Source organism: Nonomuraea sp. AD125B, from assembly GCF_041402765.1.
Taxonomy (GTDB): Bacteria; Actinomycetota; Actinomycetes; order Streptosporangiales; family Streptosporangiaceae; genus Nonomuraea; species Nonomuraea bangladeshensis.
Map to the genome: position 1 here is coordinate 363,593 of NZ_JBGLOU010000002.1, position 16,761 is coordinate 380,353.

A 16,761-nucleotide genomic window follows, 5' to 3' on the forward strand; every position below is an offset into this window, starting at 1 on the left:
TGCTGTTTCCCGATGGGACGAATCGAGTTCTCGACGCCACGAGCGCATCACCGGCGGAACGGCGCTGAACGAGTCGTTCCGGAGCGGTCAGTCGCTGGGCAGGGCGCGTACGGCGCCCTTATCGGCGGACTGGGCCAGGGCCGCGTAGGCGCGCAAAGCCGTCGAGACGGGCCGCCGGGGGCGGTGCGGCCGGTAGTCCGAGCTCTCGTGGCGGGCGGCGAGCTCCGGCTCGGGCACGTGGAGGCGCAGGGTGCGGGCCGGGATGTCGACGGTGATCAGGTCGCCGTCGGCGACCAGTGCCAGCGGTCCTCCGGCGGCGGCTTCGGGTGAGACGTGGCCGACGGACAGGCCGGAACTGCCGCCGGAGAAGCGGCCGTCGGTGACGACGGCCACGGAGTGGGCGAGGCCGCGGCCCTTGAGGTAGGCCGTCGGATACAGCATCTCCTGCATGCCCGGACCGCCGCGCGGCCCCTCGTAGCGGATGACCAGCACGCTGCCCGGACGCACCCGCCCGGACAGGATCGCTTCCACCGCCTCGTCCTGGGAGTCGGTGACCACGGCTGCGCCGGTGAACACGGTCATGCCGTCGAGGACGCCGGCGGACTTGACCACCGCCCCGTCCGGAGCCAGATTGCCCCGCAGCACGGCGAGCCCACCGTCGGCCGAGTAGGCGTGGGCGGCGTCGCGGATGCAGCCCGCGGCCGCGTCCAGGTCCAGCGATTCCCAGCGGGCCGACTGGCCGAAGGCGGACGCGGAGCGGACGCCGCCCGGAGCGGCGAGGAAGAGGCCGGTCGCCTCCGGGGAGGGCGAGGGGGCGCGGACGTCCCAGGCGGACAGCCAGGCGGCGAGTGAGCCGGCGTGGACGGCCTGGACGTCCTCGCGCAGCAGCCCGGCGCGGCGCAGCTCGCCCAGCAGGGCGGGGACGCCGCCGGCCCGGTGGACGTCCTCCATCAGGTACGCGCTGCTGGGGGCCACCTTGCACAGGCACGGCACCTCGCGCGAGCGCGCCTCGATGTCGGACAGGCCGTAGTCCAGCTCGGCCTCGTGGGCGGCGGCGAGCAGGTGCAGCACGGTGTTGGTGGAGCCGCCCATGGCCAGGTCCAGGGCCATCGCGTTGTCGAACGCCGCCCGGGAGGCGATCGCCCGGGGCAGCACGCTGGCGTCGTCCTTGCCGTAGTACTGTTCGGTCAGCTCCACGACCGTCCGCCCGGCCCGCTCGTACAGGGCCCTGCGCGCGGTGTGGGTGGCCAGGGTGGTGCCGTTGCCGGGCAGGGCCAGGCCGAGAGCCTCCAGAAGGCAGTTCATGGAGTTGGCCGTGAACATCCCGGCGCACGAACCGCAGGTCGGGCAGGCCGCCTCCTCGATGGCGGCCAGGTCGGCGTCGGAGACGGCGGGGTTGACCGCCTCGGACATGGCGGTGACGAGGGTCAGGCCAGTACGGGCCGTGCCGTCGGACAGCACCGTCCGTCCGCCCTCCATGGGGCCGCCCGAGACGAACACCGTGGGGATGTTCAGCCGCAGCGCGGCCAGCAGCATCCCCGGGGTGATCTTGTCGCAGTTGGAGACGCAGACCAGGGCGTCCGCGCAGTGCGCCTGGACCATGTACTCGACGGAGTCGGCAATCAGCTCCCGCGAGGGCAGCGAGTACAGCATCCCCGCGTGGCCCATGGCGATGCCGTCGTCGATCGCGATGGTGTTGAACTCCCTCGCGATGCCGCCCGCCGCGCCGATGGCCTCGCCGATGATCCGGCCTACGGGCTGCAGATGGGTGTGACCGGGGACGAACTCGGTGAAACTGTTGGCCACCGCGATCACCGGCTTGACGCCGATGTCCGCGCCGGGCACGCCGGAGGCGCGCATCAGGGCGCGCGCCCCGGCCATGTTCCGGCCATGGGTGACGGTGCGGGATCTCAACTGTGGCATGCCCCGATCCTCGCGGTGCGCGGGCGCACCGCGAAGACGCCCCGAATGCTAGTAGTCCGGCTACCAGTACCTATCCTGCGTCCATGGGAACGGCAGCGGAGCGGCGCAAGGAACTGGGCGACTTCCTGCGCGCCAGGCGAGCCCGGCTCAACCCGACGGCGGTCGGCCTGCCCCCGGCCGGTCCCCGCCGGCGCGGCGGCCTGCGACGCGAGGAGGTCTCCACCCTCTCCCAGGTCAGCGCCACCTGGTACACGTGGCTGGAGCAGGGCCGCGACATCCAGCCCTCCCGGCACGTCCTGGACGCCCTCGCCCGTACGCTGCTCCTGACCCCCGCCGAGCATGCCTATGTGCTGTCCCTGGCCGGATACGCCCCCCTCACCGAGCCCGGGGAACCGGCGGCCCGCACCGCTCCCGGCCACGTGCAGCGGCTGCTCGACGCGCTCGCCGGATGTCCCGCGTACGCCATCGCGCCCGACTGGACGATCACCGGCTGGAACGCCGCCTACGTCGACCTGTATCCGAACGTCGCCACGGTCGCTCCCGAGGAGCGCAACCTGCTGTGGCTGGTGTTCACCGATCCCTACGTCCGTGATCTGCTGCCGGACTGGGAGGTCACGAGCCGTCGTTTCGTCGCCGAGTTCCGGGCCGAGGCCGGGCCCCGGCTCGGCGACCTCGCCGGCTCCCCGGCCATCCAGCGCCTGCTGGCCACGAGTGCGGCCTTCCGTACGGCGTGGCAGGACCACCACATCGAGGGCTTCGCCTCCCGCGTGCGCGTCTTCGACCACCCGATCACGGGGATGCGACACTTCGAGCACCACCGCCTGGCCCCCGCCGACCACCCCGACCTGCACGTGGTCATCTACACCCCGAGCTGTTGACGCGCTCCGGCGTCGGAGTCAGGGAGCGGTGATGATGGGAGCGACGCGAGGGGCGGCCAGCCGTAGGTAGTCGTCGGTGGCCAGGGCGATCGAACGGTCCAGGCGGGCGGCGTTGAAGAACATTTCCGGAACCCGCAGCAGCGCCGGGTCGGCGATCACCTCCAGCTTGGGGTGGTAGCTGAAGGGCAGCACGGTGCCGCTGACGCTGCCGGCCAGTTCCTCTGCTCTGTCACGGTCGGCGAAGGCGGCATAGGTGCCCTCCAGCAGGGCTTTCACCGCCTGCAGATCCAGGCGGGCATCACCGGGCACCACCGCCAGCACGTACCGGGTCCGCTTCTTGCCGATCTTGACCATGACGACCAGGCACTTGGCGGCCTGTGCGACGTCGTGTCCACGCAGAGCGCTGACCTCATCGGTGCGCCCCTCGGGCGGGTGGTCGATCAGACGGTAGCGCGCACCGGCTGCTTCCAGATCGGCGATCAACCGCTCATAGAGCCCCGCGTCCAGACTCTCGGGCGCGGCGACACCGCCGCCCAGCTCACCACTCACCGCTCAGCAACTCCTTCGCCGCGGAAATGCGGTCCTCGTCGCGTTGGTAGAACACCCACTGCTTGATCTTCTTGCCGCGCAACAGCCCGGCCTGCGCGAGCACCTTCAGATGCTCACCGCAGGTCGGCTGGCTCACTCCCAGCTTCTGGGCGATGAACAAGGAGCAGACCCCGTCGCGCACCAGGTCGCCGTCCCGTTGCGGCGGGAAATGGCGTTCAGGGTCACGCAACCACTCCAAGATCAGCAACCGCTTGTCGTTGGCCAGCGCCTTCACCAGATCAACGTCCAGCACGAAGGCATTATGGCAATTAGCTAAGTACCTGTCTACGTCCAGAGTCAAGGGTGGACGTCGGCCTCGCGGAACTTGCCGCCTTCGCCGTACGGACGCGACCAGGCGGCTGTAGCCAATCATTACCTTGACGCCGTCCCGGCAGGCAGTCACCGTCAAGGTCGTCGGCATGTTTCCTTCGTTGATCCGGCGAGGGATGGAGGGACAAGGCCGTGAACGCCACGCCAGAAAGAACCCATACCGCGAACACGATCCTCACGGATCGTCTCCTGCTTCAGATCCCAGCCGGGCACATGTCCGCTGTGCTCGACATCATCCCGTCATCCGCCGGCGGAATCGCGCTCACAGGAGAGAAGGCCACCGCGCTTCACCCATCCTTACGAGAACGCCTCCGCGGGCCCCTGCTCATCGACCGGCGCTGCTACGCCGGTGGCAAGTCCCGCCGGAAGGCCGGGGCGGAGCCGATCAGTCGCGCCTGGCTCGATGCCCAGCGCGCGTTGGACGTCCCCAGCGTCCTGACCGACTCCGGATACGTGGGCAAGGAGGACAAGGCCGCACTACAGACTGTGCTCAGCCAAGCCAAGGAAGCGGGCGCCGACGTCACCGCCGTACTGCCCTTGCACAGTAGCTGGCTGCTGACACCCTGGGTAGACCATCTCGTCGGTGAGATCTGCTCGCACGAGACGCCGGTGGCTCTTGTGCTGGAGCACCGGAGCGACCCTCTCGGCTCCATCCGGGCAGTCTCGGGCCTCAGACACTTGCTGGAACGTGCCACCGTCCCGGTAAGCCTGCTGAGCACGGACGTCTCCGGGCTGGGAGCAATCGCTCACGACGCCCTCTGGGCTGCCATGGGCGCCACCTCTTCGTTGCGCCATCTCTATCCCGAAGACGCCTCGCCTCCCCCGAACAATGGGACGCCCCGACGGCACACACTCGTCCTGCCGCTCCTGGCCTTGATGACCGTGGACAAGATTCTCGAAGGCGTGCAGGCCACTCTCGAAGATCCCGACCTGATGCGCGATGTCTGGACCTGCGACTGCCGCGTGTGCGGCAGCCGCACGATGGACTGGCTGGCCACCGCCTCATCCACCGAACTCGCCGCACACACGTTCGAGCCGTTGCTGCACCTCCATGAGGGCATCACCACTCTGCTCCCGCACCAGCGGCCGGGCTCCTGGCTGGCCAAATGCAAGGACGCCATTCACCGGCACCACGAGTTGAACGCCCAGCGCCGGCTGTCGTGGGGAGTGCCCAAGAACCTGCAGGCGTGGGTGAAGTCCTACGCCACGCCGAGTGCGACGGGAAGAGCCTGACCGGCCTGACGAAGCACGGCGTCATAGATCACTTCCTCGACAAGTCGTCTCACCCACGTGCGTTCCTGGGCGGGAAGGGGCTCAGGCGGATGGACCAGCCGATCAGGCTCTTCCAGAGCCACCACACCGAAGCCGTAGTAGACGGCATCCACCGCGACGGGCAGACTTCGTGCCACAACGGTGGGTACGAGGGCCACCCGTGCACCGAACGACACGAACCCGCCGAGGTTGTTCCTCGCGGCCGCCCAGGTCCTACGCGGCGATCGCGCCTTCGATGTGCACCGGCGCCGGGCGCGACAGGAAGTCCGGGTAGCGATGGGCGACGCAGTGCAGCAGGAAGGCGTCAGCCGCCGGCGGCAGCCCCTCACGCAATCGAGTTTCGTGCTCGGCCTCGTTCAATTCACAGGCCACCCACCGCCGGCTGCTCAAAGCCCTGGCCTGGACCACGCGCCGGCCCTGCCAGCCCAGGGCCTCCAGGACCTGCGGCAGCACAGCCACCGCCTCAGCAAGCATCCGCGTCGTCATGCCGTACCACCCTGGCCGTGATCGGCCTGCGACACGCCGTACACCGAGCAGCCGGCACTCGCCTTCATGAGACCAGCTGATCGTCCGGGAGCACGGCCGGGTGGCCGATCGCAGCGACAGCTTGCCGGTCACCTTGTCGAACGCGAGACCGGCTGCGACCGCATCGAGCGGGCGGCGTCCGCGGGGAACCGCATCAGCGTGGGGAGGCGTCGGACGTCGCGCGCCGGTTCGCGGCCTCCCGATATCGCCCTGGTGTGGTGCCGAACTCCCTCTGGAAGGCGTGGGAGAGCGCATACGGGCTGCCGTAGCCGACGCGGTCGGCGATGGCAGCCAGGGTCTCCTTGGTGTCGCGGAGCAGGGTGGCCGCCAGGATCACGCGCCACCAGGTGAGGTACGCCATCGGCGGGCGGCCGACCAGCGCGGTGAACCGGCGCGCCAGCGTGGGGCGGGAGACGCCCGCCTCCGCGGCCAGGCGGTCGATGCTCCACGGCGCGGCCGGATGCGAGTGCATCGCCCGCAGCGCGGCGGCCGTCACCGAGTCGCCCAGTGCGCTGGGCCAGGCTCCGCTGGTGGTCTCGGTCATCCAGGCACGGATCATGTAGACGAGGAGGAGATCGAGCAGGTTGGGGAGCGCCACGCAGGAACCGGGCCGCGCCTCGTCCAGCTCACCGGCGAGCAGGTCGATCGCGGCGCGGAGTTCGAGGTGGGTGCCCACGCGGCTGGGAAGGTGGACGACCTCGGGCAGTTCCGTCATCAGCGGGTGCATGCGGCTGCAGTCGAGCCAGTATCTGCCGCAGATCATCTCCGTCCCGTCGCGATCGGGCCGGGCTCGCGGCGAAGTCTCCCCGAGCCACTGCTCGAACGGCACCGCCTTCCGCGCCGCGACCTCCGCATCAAGGCGAGCGTCGGCGATGACATGGCCCGCGCCGTGAGGCAGCAGCACCGCGTCGCCCACGCCCAGGGACACCGAGGCGCCACCGTCGGTCAGGAGCCGGCAGTTGCCCTTCAGGACGACGTGGAAGCCCGCGCCGTCGTACGCATCAAGCCGCGCGCACCAGCTCCCGCTCGCCCGCACCCGCTGGAACCACGGGTGCCCGAGGTGAACGGCGGAGATCGCGTCACTCACCACATCCACTCACCCAGGATATCTCCCGTATAGGGCGTGAGACGGACTCGTATCTGACTGAGCTGAATACGCATTGAGACGATCGTCCGCACCTTCTTAGGGTCGTTCCCATGACGAACGACGACAAGAGTGCGCAGCGCATGACCCTGGGGGACGTCGAGATCATCCGGGTCGTCGAGTGGCACGCCCCATTCCTGCCCCCCTCCGCCTTCTTCGCGGAAGCCGGTGGCGAGGTGTGGAAGGACAACGAGGACTGGCTGGCGCCGGATCACTGGGAGCCGGACAGCGGCCTGCTGGTGACCGCCCTGCAGAGCTGGGTGCTGCGCAGCGGCGGGCGGACGGTCCTGGTCGACACCGGAGCGGGCAACGGGCGCGAACGACCGGGCATGGGGCCGTTCCACCAGGCTCGGAGTGAGTTCCTTGACCTCCTGGCGAGAGCCGGCGTTCACCCACAGGACGTCGATGTCGTGATCAACACCCACTTGCACGTCGATCACGTCGGCTGGAACACCCTCGACGAGGATGGGCAGTGGGTGCCGGCGTTCCCCAACGCCCAGTACCTCATTCCAGCCGCCGACGACTTCCACTACGGCCCGGACAACGCGTACGGCAACGGCGCGCAGGAGGCCGACCGCCTGATCTACGAGGACAGCGTCGCACCCGTCCACCGGGCCGGACAGGCCGTGTTGTGGGACGGCCACCACCGCATCGACGAACACCTCACCCTGGAATCCGCCCCCGGCCACACTCCCGGCTCGTCGGTGCTGCGACTCGCCTCCGGCGGCGACCGGGCGGTCTTCGTCGGAGATCTTCTGCACAGCCCGGTGCAGATCCTCGACCCCTGCCTCAACAGCAACGCCTGCCTGGCCCCTCGACAAGCGGCGGCCAGCCGCCGGCGGATCCTCGGGCGGGCGGCCGACGTAAGGGAACTGCTCGTCCCCGCGCACTTCGGCGGCGCGGGCGCCGTGGAGGTCCGGCGGAAGGGCGCCGGGTTCGCCCTCGGCCCCTGGGCAGCGGCCGGCCCGGCGAATCCGGCACCCCGTACCCCCCGGTCCGGGGACCGTCCCTCATGACCCGCACGCCCATGACCCGCACGCCCACGACGCCCACGCCGTCCGCCCCTCCCGCGCCCAGAGCGACGAGCGGCGCTCTCGTTCCGGTGCTCGCCTTCGTGGGCATCGTGGTCTCGGTGATGCAGACCCTGCTCATCCCGGTGCTCAAGGACCTGCCACATCTGCTGGGCGCCGAGCCGGACGACGCGAGCTGGGTCATCACCTCGACCCTGCTCGCCGGCTCCGTCGCCACGCCGATCATGGGCCGCCTCGGCGACCTTCACGGCAAGCGCCGCATGCTGGTCCTCGGCCTCGGGGCGATGGTCGGCGGCGCACTCGTCAGCGCCCTCACCAGCGACCTGTACGTGATGATCGCGGGCCGGACGCTCCAGGGTCTCGCGATGAGCGCGGTACCCCTCGGCCTCGGCCTGATGCGCGACCTGCTCCCCCGCGAGAAGCTCGGCATGGCGATGGCCCTGGTGAGCTCATCCATGGGCATCGGCAGCAGTCTCGCCCTGCCCGCGGCGGCCCTGGTCGCCCAGCACCTCGACTGGCACGCCCTCTTCTACGGCTCCGCCGGCCTCGGCGTCCTCTGCATCGCCCTCACCCTCCTTGTCGTCCCCGAGTCCTCGGCCCGCGTGCCAGGCACTTTCGACGTCCTCGGCGCGATCGGGCTGTCCGCCGGTCTCGTCCTCTTCCTGCTGCCGGTCAGCAAGGGCGGCGCCTGGGGCTGGACCTCCGGCGCCACCCTCGGGCTGTTCGCCGCGGCGGCCGTCGTCCTCGTCCTGTGGGGGGTCATGGAGCTACGGCTCGAGACACCGCTGGTGAACCTCCGCACCACGGCCCGCCCCGCGGCGCTCTTCACCAACCTCGCCTCGATCATGGTCGGCGCCTCCTTTCTGGTGGTGTCGCTGGTTCTTCCCCAGCTCCTCCAGATGCCGACGAGCACCGGCCACGGGTTCGGCCAGTCCATGGTGGTCGCCGGCCTGTGCATGGTGCCGCTCGGCCTGACCATGCTGCTCACGGCCCCCCTCTACGCCCGGTTGTCCGCGGCACTGTCCCCCAAGGCCGCCCTGATCCTCGGCATGATGGTCATCGCGCTCGGCTACGGCGCCGGCCTCGGGCTGCTGAGCGCCCCCTGGCAGAGCCTCGTCATCACGGCGATCCTGGGCGTCGGCATCGGTCTCGCCTACTCCGCCCTCCCAGCCCTGATCGCCGACGCGGCCCCCGCCTCGGAAGCGGGCTCGGCCAACGCCCTCAACACGCTGATGCGCTCGATCGGCTCCTCGGTCGCCGGCGCCGTCATCGCCACGGTCCTCGCCGGCACCGCGCACCAGGTGAACGGCGTCACCGTCCCCACCCTGCACGGCTTCCGCGTTTCCTTCCTTGTCGCGACGGGCGCGATGGCGATCGGCCTGCTCGCGGCCGTCTTCCTGCCCCGGCCCCGCCCGCCCGGCAGGCCACGGCACCGGGCCGGCGGCGAGAAGCACGCCTAGGCTGGACGGGCCGCCGGCGCAGTTGAGCAGCCTGGCTGTCGAGGAGGGCCGTTCACGTCAACGTGCCGGACGGCCGGTCCGCTTCGTGTGGTGTGGCCTCAGGCGTCCCAGTGCTGGTTGGCGCCGCCCCAGCAGGCGTACTGCTGGAGGCGGGCGCTGTTCGCCGTCGACTGGCCGGACACGTCGAGGCACTTGCCCGAGTGCCGGGCGACGATCTCGACGTAGTTCGTGCCGGGCACGGCGCGGAGCTGCCACTGCTGGTTGGTGCCGCTGCCGCACGTGTACTGGATGACGGCCGCGTTGTCGGCGGTGGAGGCGTTGTTGACGTCGAGGCACTTGCCGGAGTGCTGCGCCACGAGGTTGTGGTAGCCGTTGCCGAGATCGCGCAGTTGCCACTGCTGGTTGGCGGCGCCGGTGCAGGTGTACTGGATGATCTCGGCGGCGTTCCCGGTCGAGGCCTGCAGGACGTCGACGCACTTGCCGGAGTTCTGGTTGACGATCTGGGTCGTCGTGGGGCCGCCGCCGCCGTCGACGGCGTCACCCCAGCCGTAGCGCAGGCGGGTCGCGCCGGACTGGTTGCGGATCGTGAGGTCGAGGGCGGTGCCGCTGCCGCTCTTGGCGTACATCGCGTACCAGTCGTAGCCGATGTCGCCGGGCTTGCCGCCGATGGCCGGCCAGTAGGTGCCGCCCATGGCGTTGTCCCGCATCACCTGGGTGACGGCGCGGATGTGGCGGACGAAGTTGTCGGTGCTGTTCGCGTCGGCGTAGTTCAGGCCGTTGTTCATCGGAGCCCCGAACTCGGTCACGACCGCCCGGGAGGCGCAGGCGCCGAGGCGCGTCTGGACGTGGGACCGCCAGCCGTCGTACGTGTTCGCGGAGTAGAAGAACGCGTAGTGGTGGAACGAGAACAGCGTGCCGGCGAAACGCGAGTCGTTGCACAGGTCACGGAGGTCCTGGCTGTAGCCGGTGCCGCCGACGAGCACCCGGTTCGGCGGAGCCGAGTAGTGGGAGGTCAGCCAGTCGGCGGCGAGGTTGCGCCACTCGGCGGAGCTGTAGCCGTGGGGCTCGTTCATCGGCTCGAAGTACACGAGAGCGTTCGATCCGTACTGGGAGGTCACGGTCGACCACATCGAGTTCCAGGCCGCCAGGTTGGTGATGCGGCCCCCGGAGGCGGCGCCGTCCTCCCAGTAGGCGAGGATGACCTTCCATCCGCGCGCCGTGGCGGCGTCGACGGCGCCACGGTAGGCGTTCCACCAGGCGGTGCCGACGGTGTGGGTGTTGATCGGCAGGCGGACGGTGTTCACGCCGAGGGTGGACTGCATGTCGTCGTACAGCGCGTTGGCCTTGGCCTGCACGGTGGCGTAGCTGTCGGAGCCGCTCAGCCCGTCGACGACGAGCGGGGCGGTGCTGAAGTTGTCGCCCAGCACCGCCCAGTTCATGCCGCGGAACTGACTGGTCGCGGCCGCCGCGGGCGTCGTCCATAAGCTCACCACGGTGATCGGCAGCAGCACCAGGGCCGCCAGCCCGGCGAGCAGCCGCCTGCCTCGGGATGTGTCCATGAAGGAACCCCTCTCGTGCGTCGTCGTGGCGATCGGTCGCGCGGTCGGGCGGGCGCGACGAGACGTGGTGCCTGTCATGGTTCTCTCCGTGCGGGCGTCGCTCACCGCGTGATCGTTGACGGCCGCCCGGAGAGAAATCCGTCTGACACAGTCAAGTTAGCGCTAACACAGCATCGAGGAAAGGCCCAGTCCCGCAGGGGCGTGGCGGGCGAGCTCCAGCCGGTCCACGTTCGGCCCGTAGGCGCCCACGTTGCCGAGGACGAGCACAGCGGCAGGACTAATCGCGGGGCCGCGCCGGTATCTGCAGCGGGACTCCGAACCGGTTGAAGGCGTTCATCAGAGCCACCTGGACGACCAGCGCGCCGAGTTCCTCGTCGGTCATGAGGTTGCGGACGCCGGCCCAGATCTCGTCGCTGACGCCGTGCGGGGTCAGCGTCGTCGCGGCCTCGGTGTACTCGAGCGCCGCCCGCTCCGCTGGGGTGAACAGCGCCGATTCGCGCCACGCGGACAGCTGGATGATGCGGTTCAGCGATTCGCCCTGCTCCAGCGCATCGTGGCTGTGCAGGTCGATGCAGTGCACGCAGTTATTGATCTGTGAAGTACGCAGCTTGACCAGCTCCCGGATGGTCGGGTCGAGCGGCGAGGCGAGAATCGCCTGGTCCGCGGCGTAGAGCGCCTTGGCGGCCTTGGGAGCGACCGTCCGCAGGTCGAGGCGGGGCTCACCGGTGTGCACGTGGGTCGTCATGGTTTCTCCTTGAGGCGTGGGCATCGCGTCGTCGAGGCCGGCGTGCGCCGACGGCGCATCGGCGGGAGTCACGAGAACCGTCGGCGACTCGACGCCTTGAATTCGGATAATTGTTGTCCGAGATTCTATTCGGATAAGAGTTGTCCGAGTCAAGTAGGCTGGGCGCATGAAGATGTCCGGCGGGGTCGAGTGGGGCTTGCACTGCTGTGTCGTGCTGAGCGGGGCGGGGGCGCCGGTGCCGGCGGCCAAGCTCGCCGAGTTGCACGACGTTTCGCAGAGCTACCTGGCCAAACAGCTGCAGTTGCTGTCCCGCGCAGGGCTCGTGCGCTCAACGCTGGGCCAGTCCGGCGGCTATGTGCTGACCCGGGCCGCGACTGAGATCACCGTGCTGGACGTGGTCGAGGCGATCGACGGCGTCGAGCCGGCGTTCAGGTGTACGGAAGTGCGTCAGCGGGGGCCGATGGCCGTGCCGGCGGAGCGGTGCGACACTCCCTGCCCGATCGCCCGCACGATGGAATCCGCCGACCGCGCCTGGCGGGAGTCGCTGCGCGGGGTCACCATCGCCGATCTGGTCACGGACGTCAACCGTACGACGCCACCTGAGATCCTCGCGCAGGCCCGGGAGTGGCTGCACGGCTGAGCGACGGCGACGCGGCAACACGTGGGGATGGCCGAGTCAGGCGGGCGTGACGGCCAGGAGGCCGGAGCCGACCACGATAGGGCCGCTCGGCGTCTCGGGGACGCTGTCGGCGATCGTCGACAGCGTCCCCTACGTCGTCACGAGTGCCCCGCCGGCGGTCAGCCGTTCTGGACCTCCAGGACGAGGCGGGCGAGCTCCAGCCGGTCCACGTTCGGCCCGTAGGCGCCCGCGTTGCCGAGGACGAGCGCGCCGGCCTGGGTGGTGAGGGTGAGCGGCGTGGCCTGGGGCCAGAAGTTGTCCCAGGCGTAGTTGTGCCGGAACACGCCGCGCGTCGTCGCGCCGCCGGTCTCGGTGATGTCGAGGAAGCGGCTGATGACGTCGGTGTTGTACGGGTGCCCTGTGTTGCGGTCGGCGTTGGCGTAGTGGGTGAGCAGGACGTACTCGCCGGCGCCGAACCCGGCCGGGCGGGTGAGGGTCAGCGTGTTGCCCGCGCCGTTGCCGAGGTCGCCCACGTACACGCCGCCGGAGGCGTTGGACGCGCTCGTGGCGGGGACGGTGACCGCCTTCGCCGTGCCGGCCAGGCGCGCCTGCTCGGCCTCGACCCGGTGGATCGCGGTGTCGGCCTGCGCGGTCCTGACCGTGGTGAGCTCGCGCAGCTCCAGCCCGGCCGGGCCGCTCACCTCGACCTTGGAGACGCCGGCCGGCAGGTAGATCCGGGCGCGGGAGGCGGCCTCGCCCGGGCGGGTGGCCCGCAGGCCGCGCACCTCGCGGCCGTCGAGGCGGACCCCCAGGTCGCCGGCGGCGCTCGCCTTGTAGGAGAGGGTCAGGTCGTGGTAGCCGTCCTGGCCGGCGGCGACGAAGAAGGTGGCGCGGGCGCCGCCGCCGAGGGCGATCGCCGGCCCCTTCCCCTCGCGGGTGATCCGCGCCCCGCCCGACAGCCGCGCCTCGTCGGCCGGATACGCGGCCCGCTCCGCCCCGGTGACCTCGGTGAGGTCGAACCTGTCGAGCGTGATGTCACTGCCGGGCAGCCGCGTGGCCCCGTCGGCGCTGGTACGCAGGGACAGCTGGTGGGTGCCGGCGGCCAGCGTCAGCTCCACGTCGGTGCGCCCCCGGTAGGTCCAGCTCAGGTTGGCCGAGTACTGCACGATCCGGTCGAGCCTGCCGTCCACGAAGAGCGCGTGCCTGCCGGGGATCTTGTTGGCGCCCTGGAGGATGCCGAGCCGGTAGCGGCCGTCGCGGGGAACGGTGACCGAGAACGTCACGGCCGAGCCGGTCTGGTTCATGGCGCCGACGTCGCGCCTGCCGGAGGTGGCGTAGAGCTGCGGGTCCGCGGTGGTGTCCTGGTCGAACGCCTGCGCGGCGGTGAGGGTGGCCGACTCGGCCTCCACCGACGTGCTCCACGGCGCGTCCGTGGCGGGCGCGGCCCCGGTGGAGGGCACGATCGTGACCCGGTAGGCGGCCATCACGTCCCCGCCGGGCAGGTCCACCTGGATGCGCCCGTCCCGTACGGCGGTCCGCCGCGCGGCGACGACCGGCGGCTTGAGCGCGTCGCCCTCGTATCCGCTCCACGTCGTCCTGGAGACCAGGACGTCGACCTGCGGGCCGAAGACGGCGGCCGCGAGGCCGGAGACGTCGAGGCGGACGGGCTGCGAGCCGCCGCCGACCAGGACGGTGCCGCGCCGGGCGGGCTCGTCGATGGCGGCGACCGCCTGCACGGTGTCGGCCACGTCGATCTGCGGCGGGGTGGTCCTGACCGTCTGCCCGGTCAGGTCCGCGTACCACTTGAGCAGCCACCAGCCGCCGTTGGCCTGGCGGGTGCGCACGGCGTGGTCGTCGAGGTTGCCGGCGTAGGTCCAGTAGGCCATGTCGGCGTCGACCTTGGTGTCCTCGAACAGGGAGATCCACTGGATGATCTGCCCGGGGACGGACATGTCGCGGCGGTTGCCGTACTCGTCGATGTTGATGGGCAGCGGGCCGATGCCGAGCTCGCGCTCCATCCGGCGGTAGTCCTCGTAGTGGCCGCGGTAGTCGGCGAGCCGGCTGCGCGACAGCTCGTGCCAGGCCATGATGTCGGGCAGGCAGTTGCCCTGCTGGTCGCCGGCGCACGAGGTGGCCTTGGCCCAGGTGAGGAAGTCGCGCAGGCGGCCGGGGTTGTAGTTGGCCTCGTTGGGGCCGACGATGCGGGCGGCGGGGTCGATGGAGCGGATGCGCTCGAACACCGCCTTCCAGTCGCTGAAGAACTTCTGTTTCGAGGTGCTCCAGTTCTGGTACCAGATGCCGTCGGGCTCGTTGAACGGCACCCAGACGAACTTGCCCTTGTCCTTCGGTCGCTCGCGCACGACCTTGCGGACCATCGTGTCCACCTTGGCGAGGTAGTCGTCGATGCCGCGGTTCTCGTAGGGCCACTGGCTGTAGACGTCCTGCATGTAGACGACGATCTCCTCGCCGCCCGCGGCGAAGAAGCCGTCGGCGACCTTGAGCGCGTCGCCGTTGGGGTGCTGGTCGCCGTCCGGGGCCTTCTGCGCGATCGTACGCGGCCGGGCGCCGGCGAGGAGGGAGTCGCCGGGCACGCCGGGGTCCGACAGTCCGTACAGCATGCCGGTCGCGCCGCCGTGCACCGGGCCGGTGCGCTGGGCGAAGTCCACCGCCACCACGTCGGGGGCGGCGGCGTGGGCCGGGACGGCGGTCAGTGAGGCGAGAGCCAACGCGGCGGCAGCGGTGGCCGCGCGTGCTCGGGGCTGGGGTCGGGGCATGACGTCCTCTCTCATGGGGGGATGGGGGGACGGGCGGGCCGGCTACTTGACGGCGCCGCCGGTGATGCCGGAGATGATCTTCCGCTGGGCGACGGCGAAGACGACCAGCAGCGGCAGGCTCATGAGGATGATGTAGGCGAAGATCAGGTGCCAGTTGTTGAGGTAGAGGCCGGCGTTGGCGACCTGGAACAGGTTCAGCGGAAGCGTGTCGAGCCGGCCGCCGATGACGAAGAAGGCGTAGAAGACGTCGTTCCAGACGTACAGGCAGATGAGGATGGTCGCGGTGGCCAGCACCGGCCGCAGCAGCGGCAGGATGACGGAGAAGAACACCCGCACGGGACCGGCGCCGTCCATCCGCGCGGCCTCCTCCAGCGACAGCGGCACGGTACGGACGAACCCGGTGACGAAGAAGATCACCGTGGACATGTAGATGCCGACGTAGACGCCGATCATGCCGACCGGGCTGCCGGCCAGGCCGAGCTGGCGCAGCAGGAGCACGATGGTGACGACGGCGGGCGGCAGCACGATGCCGCTGATGGCCAGGGCGTACAGCACGGCGTTGAGCCGGCTGGCGCGGCGGGCCAGGATCCAGGAGGCCATCGAGCCGAACGCCAGCACCAGAGCGACCGACGGCGCGACCACGAGCACGCTGCCGAGGAACGCCTTGGGCACCTCGCCCTGCTGCCAGACCTGGGCCAGGTTGTCCCAGAGCTGCCAGCGCGAGGGCAGGGACAGGTCCGGCGACAGCGCCTCGCCCTGCGACTTGCCCGCGGTGACCACGACCAGCCACAGCGGCACGCCCATGACGAGCGCGACGAGCGCGACGACGGCGGCGGGCCGCAGCCGCGCGGCCCAGCCGCGCGCGACCGGCGGGCGGGTGACGCGGCGGCGCGGCGCGCCGTAGACGGGGGCGGTCACAGGATGTCCTCCCTCTTGCGCAGGACGCGGATGACCGGGAAGGCCAGCAGCGCGACCATGAGGAACAGCACCAGGCTCATGGTGGTGGCCTGGGCGAACAGGCCCTGGCCGAAGGTGCGGTAGATGAAGATGTTGAGGATCTCGGTGCTGCGGGCCGGGCCGCCGCCGGTGAGCGCCTGCACGATGTCGAAGCCGTTCATGGAGCCGAGCAGGGCGGTGGCCACGTTGAAGGTGATCGCGGGGGCCAGCAGCGGGAAGCGCACCGCCCAGAACGCCTGCCATCCGCTGGCGCCGTCGATGCGGGCGGCCTCGGTGACGTCCTCGGGCACGGTCTTGAGCCCGGCCAGGTAGATGAGCATGGACAGGCCCATCCACTTCCAGGCGTGGATGGCCGCGGCCAGCACGAGCGTCCAGGTGGTGCTGCCCAGCCAGGCGATCTCCACCTGCTGCCCGGTGACGGCCGACAGCAGGTCGTTGAGGCTGCCGTCGGGCTTGAGCAGGGCCTGGAAGAGGTAGCCGACGGCGAGCGCGGACATCAGCACCGGGACGACGAAGACGATGCGGGCGGCCCGGTTGAGCCAGGTGTCCTTCTCCAGCAGCACCGCCAGGCCGAAGCCGAACAGGTTCTGAAGCAGCGCGACCAGGGCGGCGTAGATCACGGTGATGCGCAGGGCGCTGAACAGGGTGCCGTCCGACAGCAGGTCGGTGAAGTTGTCGAAGCCGACCGGGCGGATGTCGCTCTTGAAGCTGGACCAGTCGGTGAAGGCGTAGACGAAGTTGAACAGGGTCGGCAGGAAGAAGAACACGAACAGGATCACGAACGCCGGGACGAGGAACCACATCGGATGGGTGCGGTTGCGCGCGACCGCAGCCGGTCGGGCGGCCGGGACGCGGCGTGCTGGGCGGGTGAGCGTCTGCTGGCCGGTCGGCACCATCGGCTCCTTGGGGGTGTGAGGAAGGGGCGGGAGGCCGGGGGCCGCCTCCCGCCGGTGCGG

General features: G+C 70.5%; 15 protein-coding genes. 5 read left to right on the forward strand and 10 right to left on the reverse strand.

The genetic code is table 11. The annotated features are described in order from the left end of the window. Positions 1 to 87: 87 nt before the first annotated feature. Positions 88 to 1,923 (reverse strand): dihydroxy-acid dehydratase, encoded by a 1,836-nt coding sequence (gene ilvD, locus ACBR40_RS06570; protein ID WP_371247877.1) that lies wholly within the window; start codon positions 1,921 to 1,923, stop codon positions 88 to 90. An 83-nt stretch (positions 1,924 to 2,006) separates the two neighbouring features. Here ilvD and ACBR40_RS06575 point away from each other — a divergent pair, with 83 nt between their 5' ends. Next, positions 2,007 to 2,801 carry a helix-turn-helix transcriptional regulator gene (locus ACBR40_RS06575; protein ID WP_371247878.1) on the forward strand — a complete coding sequence of 265 codons (795 nt, stop codon included), beginning with the start codon at positions 2,007 to 2,009 and terminating at the stop codon, positions 2,799 to 2,801. An 18-nt stretch (positions 2,802 to 2,819) separates the two neighbouring features. Here the strand turns inward: ACBR40_RS06575 and ACBR40_RS06580 are convergent, their stop codons facing one another. Together ACBR40_RS06580 and ACBR40_RS06585 are read right to left on the reverse strand one after the other, a co-directional pair. Then, positions 2,820 to 3,350, reverse strand: coding sequence for a YbaK/prolyl-tRNA synthetase associated domain-containing protein (locus ACBR40_RS06580; RefSeq protein ID WP_371247879.1), 531 nt, complete (start codon positions 3,348 to 3,350; stop codon positions 2,820 to 2,822). Further along, a complete protein-coding gene (locus tag ACBR40_RS06585) occupies positions 3,340 to 3,642 on the reverse strand; it encodes an ArsR family transcriptional regulator (RefSeq protein WP_364448302.1) in 303 nt (100 codons plus the stop codon). The genes ACBR40_RS06580 and ACBR40_RS06585 overlap by 11 nt, the downstream gene beginning before the upstream one ends. 209 nt (positions 3,643 to 3,851) lie before the next feature. Here ACBR40_RS06585 and ACBR40_RS06590 point away from each other — a divergent pair, with 209 nt between their 5' ends. Then, a complete protein-coding gene (locus ACBR40_RS06590) occupies positions 3,852 to 4,952 on the forward strand; it encodes a hypothetical protein (RefSeq protein ID WP_371247880.1) in 1,101 nt (366 codons plus the stop codon). A gap of 252 nt (positions 4,953 to 5,204) precedes the next feature. Here the strand turns inward: ACBR40_RS06590 and ACBR40_RS06595 are convergent, their stop codons facing one another. Together ACBR40_RS06595 and ACBR40_RS06600 are read right to left on the reverse strand one after the other, a co-directional pair. Then, positions 5,205 to 5,477: a hypothetical protein gene (locus ACBR40_RS06595; protein WP_371247881.1), complete on the reverse strand. Its 273-nt coding sequence runs from the start codon at positions 5,475 to 5,477 to the stop codon at positions 5,205 to 5,207. Between the two features lie 193 nt (positions 5,478 to 5,670). Next, a complete protein-coding gene (locus tag ACBR40_RS06600; protein ID WP_371247882.1) occupies positions 5,671 to 6,612 on the reverse strand; it encodes a cupin domain-containing protein in 942 nt (313 codons plus the stop codon). 101 nt (positions 6,613 to 6,713) lie between these two features. On the opposite strand from ACBR40_RS06600, the gene ACBR40_RS06605 reads away from it, so the two are divergent. Beyond that, positions 6,714 to 7,676, forward strand: a complete 963-nt coding sequence (locus ACBR40_RS06605; RefSeq protein WP_371247883.1) for an MBL fold metallo-hydrolase — start codon at positions 6,714 to 6,716, stop codon at positions 7,674 to 7,676. Then, positions 7,673 to 9,151 (forward strand): MFS transporter, encoded by a 1,479-nt coding sequence (locus tag ACBR40_RS06610; RefSeq protein WP_371247884.1) that lies wholly within the window; start codon positions 7,673 to 7,675, stop codon positions 9,149 to 9,151. Before ACBR40_RS06605 ends, ACBR40_RS06610 begins: the two co-directional genes overlap by 4 nt. Positions 9,152 to 9,249: 98 nt before the next feature. Here ACBR40_RS06610 and ACBR40_RS06615 read toward each other — a convergent pair whose 3' ends face one another. After that, positions 9,250 to 10,710 (reverse strand): RICIN domain-containing protein, encoded by a 1,461-nt coding sequence (locus tag ACBR40_RS06615; protein ID WP_371247885.1) that lies wholly within the window; start codon positions 10,708 to 10,710, stop codon positions 9,250 to 9,252. 277 nt (positions 10,711 to 10,987) lie between these two features. Next, entirely contained in the window at positions 10,988 to 11,455 is a 468-nt protein-coding gene (locus ACBR40_RS06620; protein ID WP_371247887.1) for a carboxymuconolactone decarboxylase family protein, read from the reverse strand. Positions 11,456 to 11,621: 166 nt separating this feature from the next. Here ACBR40_RS06620 and ACBR40_RS06625 point away from each other — a divergent pair, with 166 nt between their 5' ends. Continuing rightward, on the forward strand, positions 11,622 to 12,095 hold the full coding sequence (locus ACBR40_RS06625) for an Rrf2 family transcriptional regulator (protein ID WP_371247888.1): 474 nt from the start codon (positions 11,622 to 11,624) through the stop codon (positions 12,093 to 12,095). Between the two features lie 158 nt (positions 12,096 to 12,253). Here the strand turns inward: ACBR40_RS06625 and ACBR40_RS06630 are convergent, their stop codons facing one another. Genes ACBR40_RS06630 through ACBR40_RS06640 form a run of 3 tightly spaced genes read right to left on the reverse strand, consistent with a single transcriptional unit; the run spans position 12,254 to position 16,701 of the window. Further along, positions 12,254 to 14,848: a CBM35 domain-containing protein gene (locus ACBR40_RS06630; protein WP_371247889.1), complete on the reverse strand. Its 2,595-nt coding sequence runs from the start codon at positions 14,846 to 14,848 to the stop codon at positions 12,254 to 12,256. Between the two features lie 42 nt (positions 14,849 to 14,890). Next, the gene (locus tag ACBR40_RS06635) at positions 14,891 to 15,766 is read right to left on the reverse strand and encodes a carbohydrate ABC transporter permease (protein ID WP_344207739.1); all 876 of its coding nucleotides are present in this window, start codon (positions 15,764 to 15,766) and stop codon (positions 14,891 to 14,893) included. Next, positions 15,763 to 16,701, reverse strand: coding sequence for a carbohydrate ABC transporter permease (locus ACBR40_RS06640; RefSeq protein ID WP_371247890.1), 939 nt, complete (start codon positions 16,699 to 16,701; stop codon positions 15,763 to 15,765). Before ACBR40_RS06640 ends, ACBR40_RS06635 begins: the two co-directional genes overlap by 4 nt. Positions 16,702 to 16,761 lie beyond the last annotated feature (60 nt).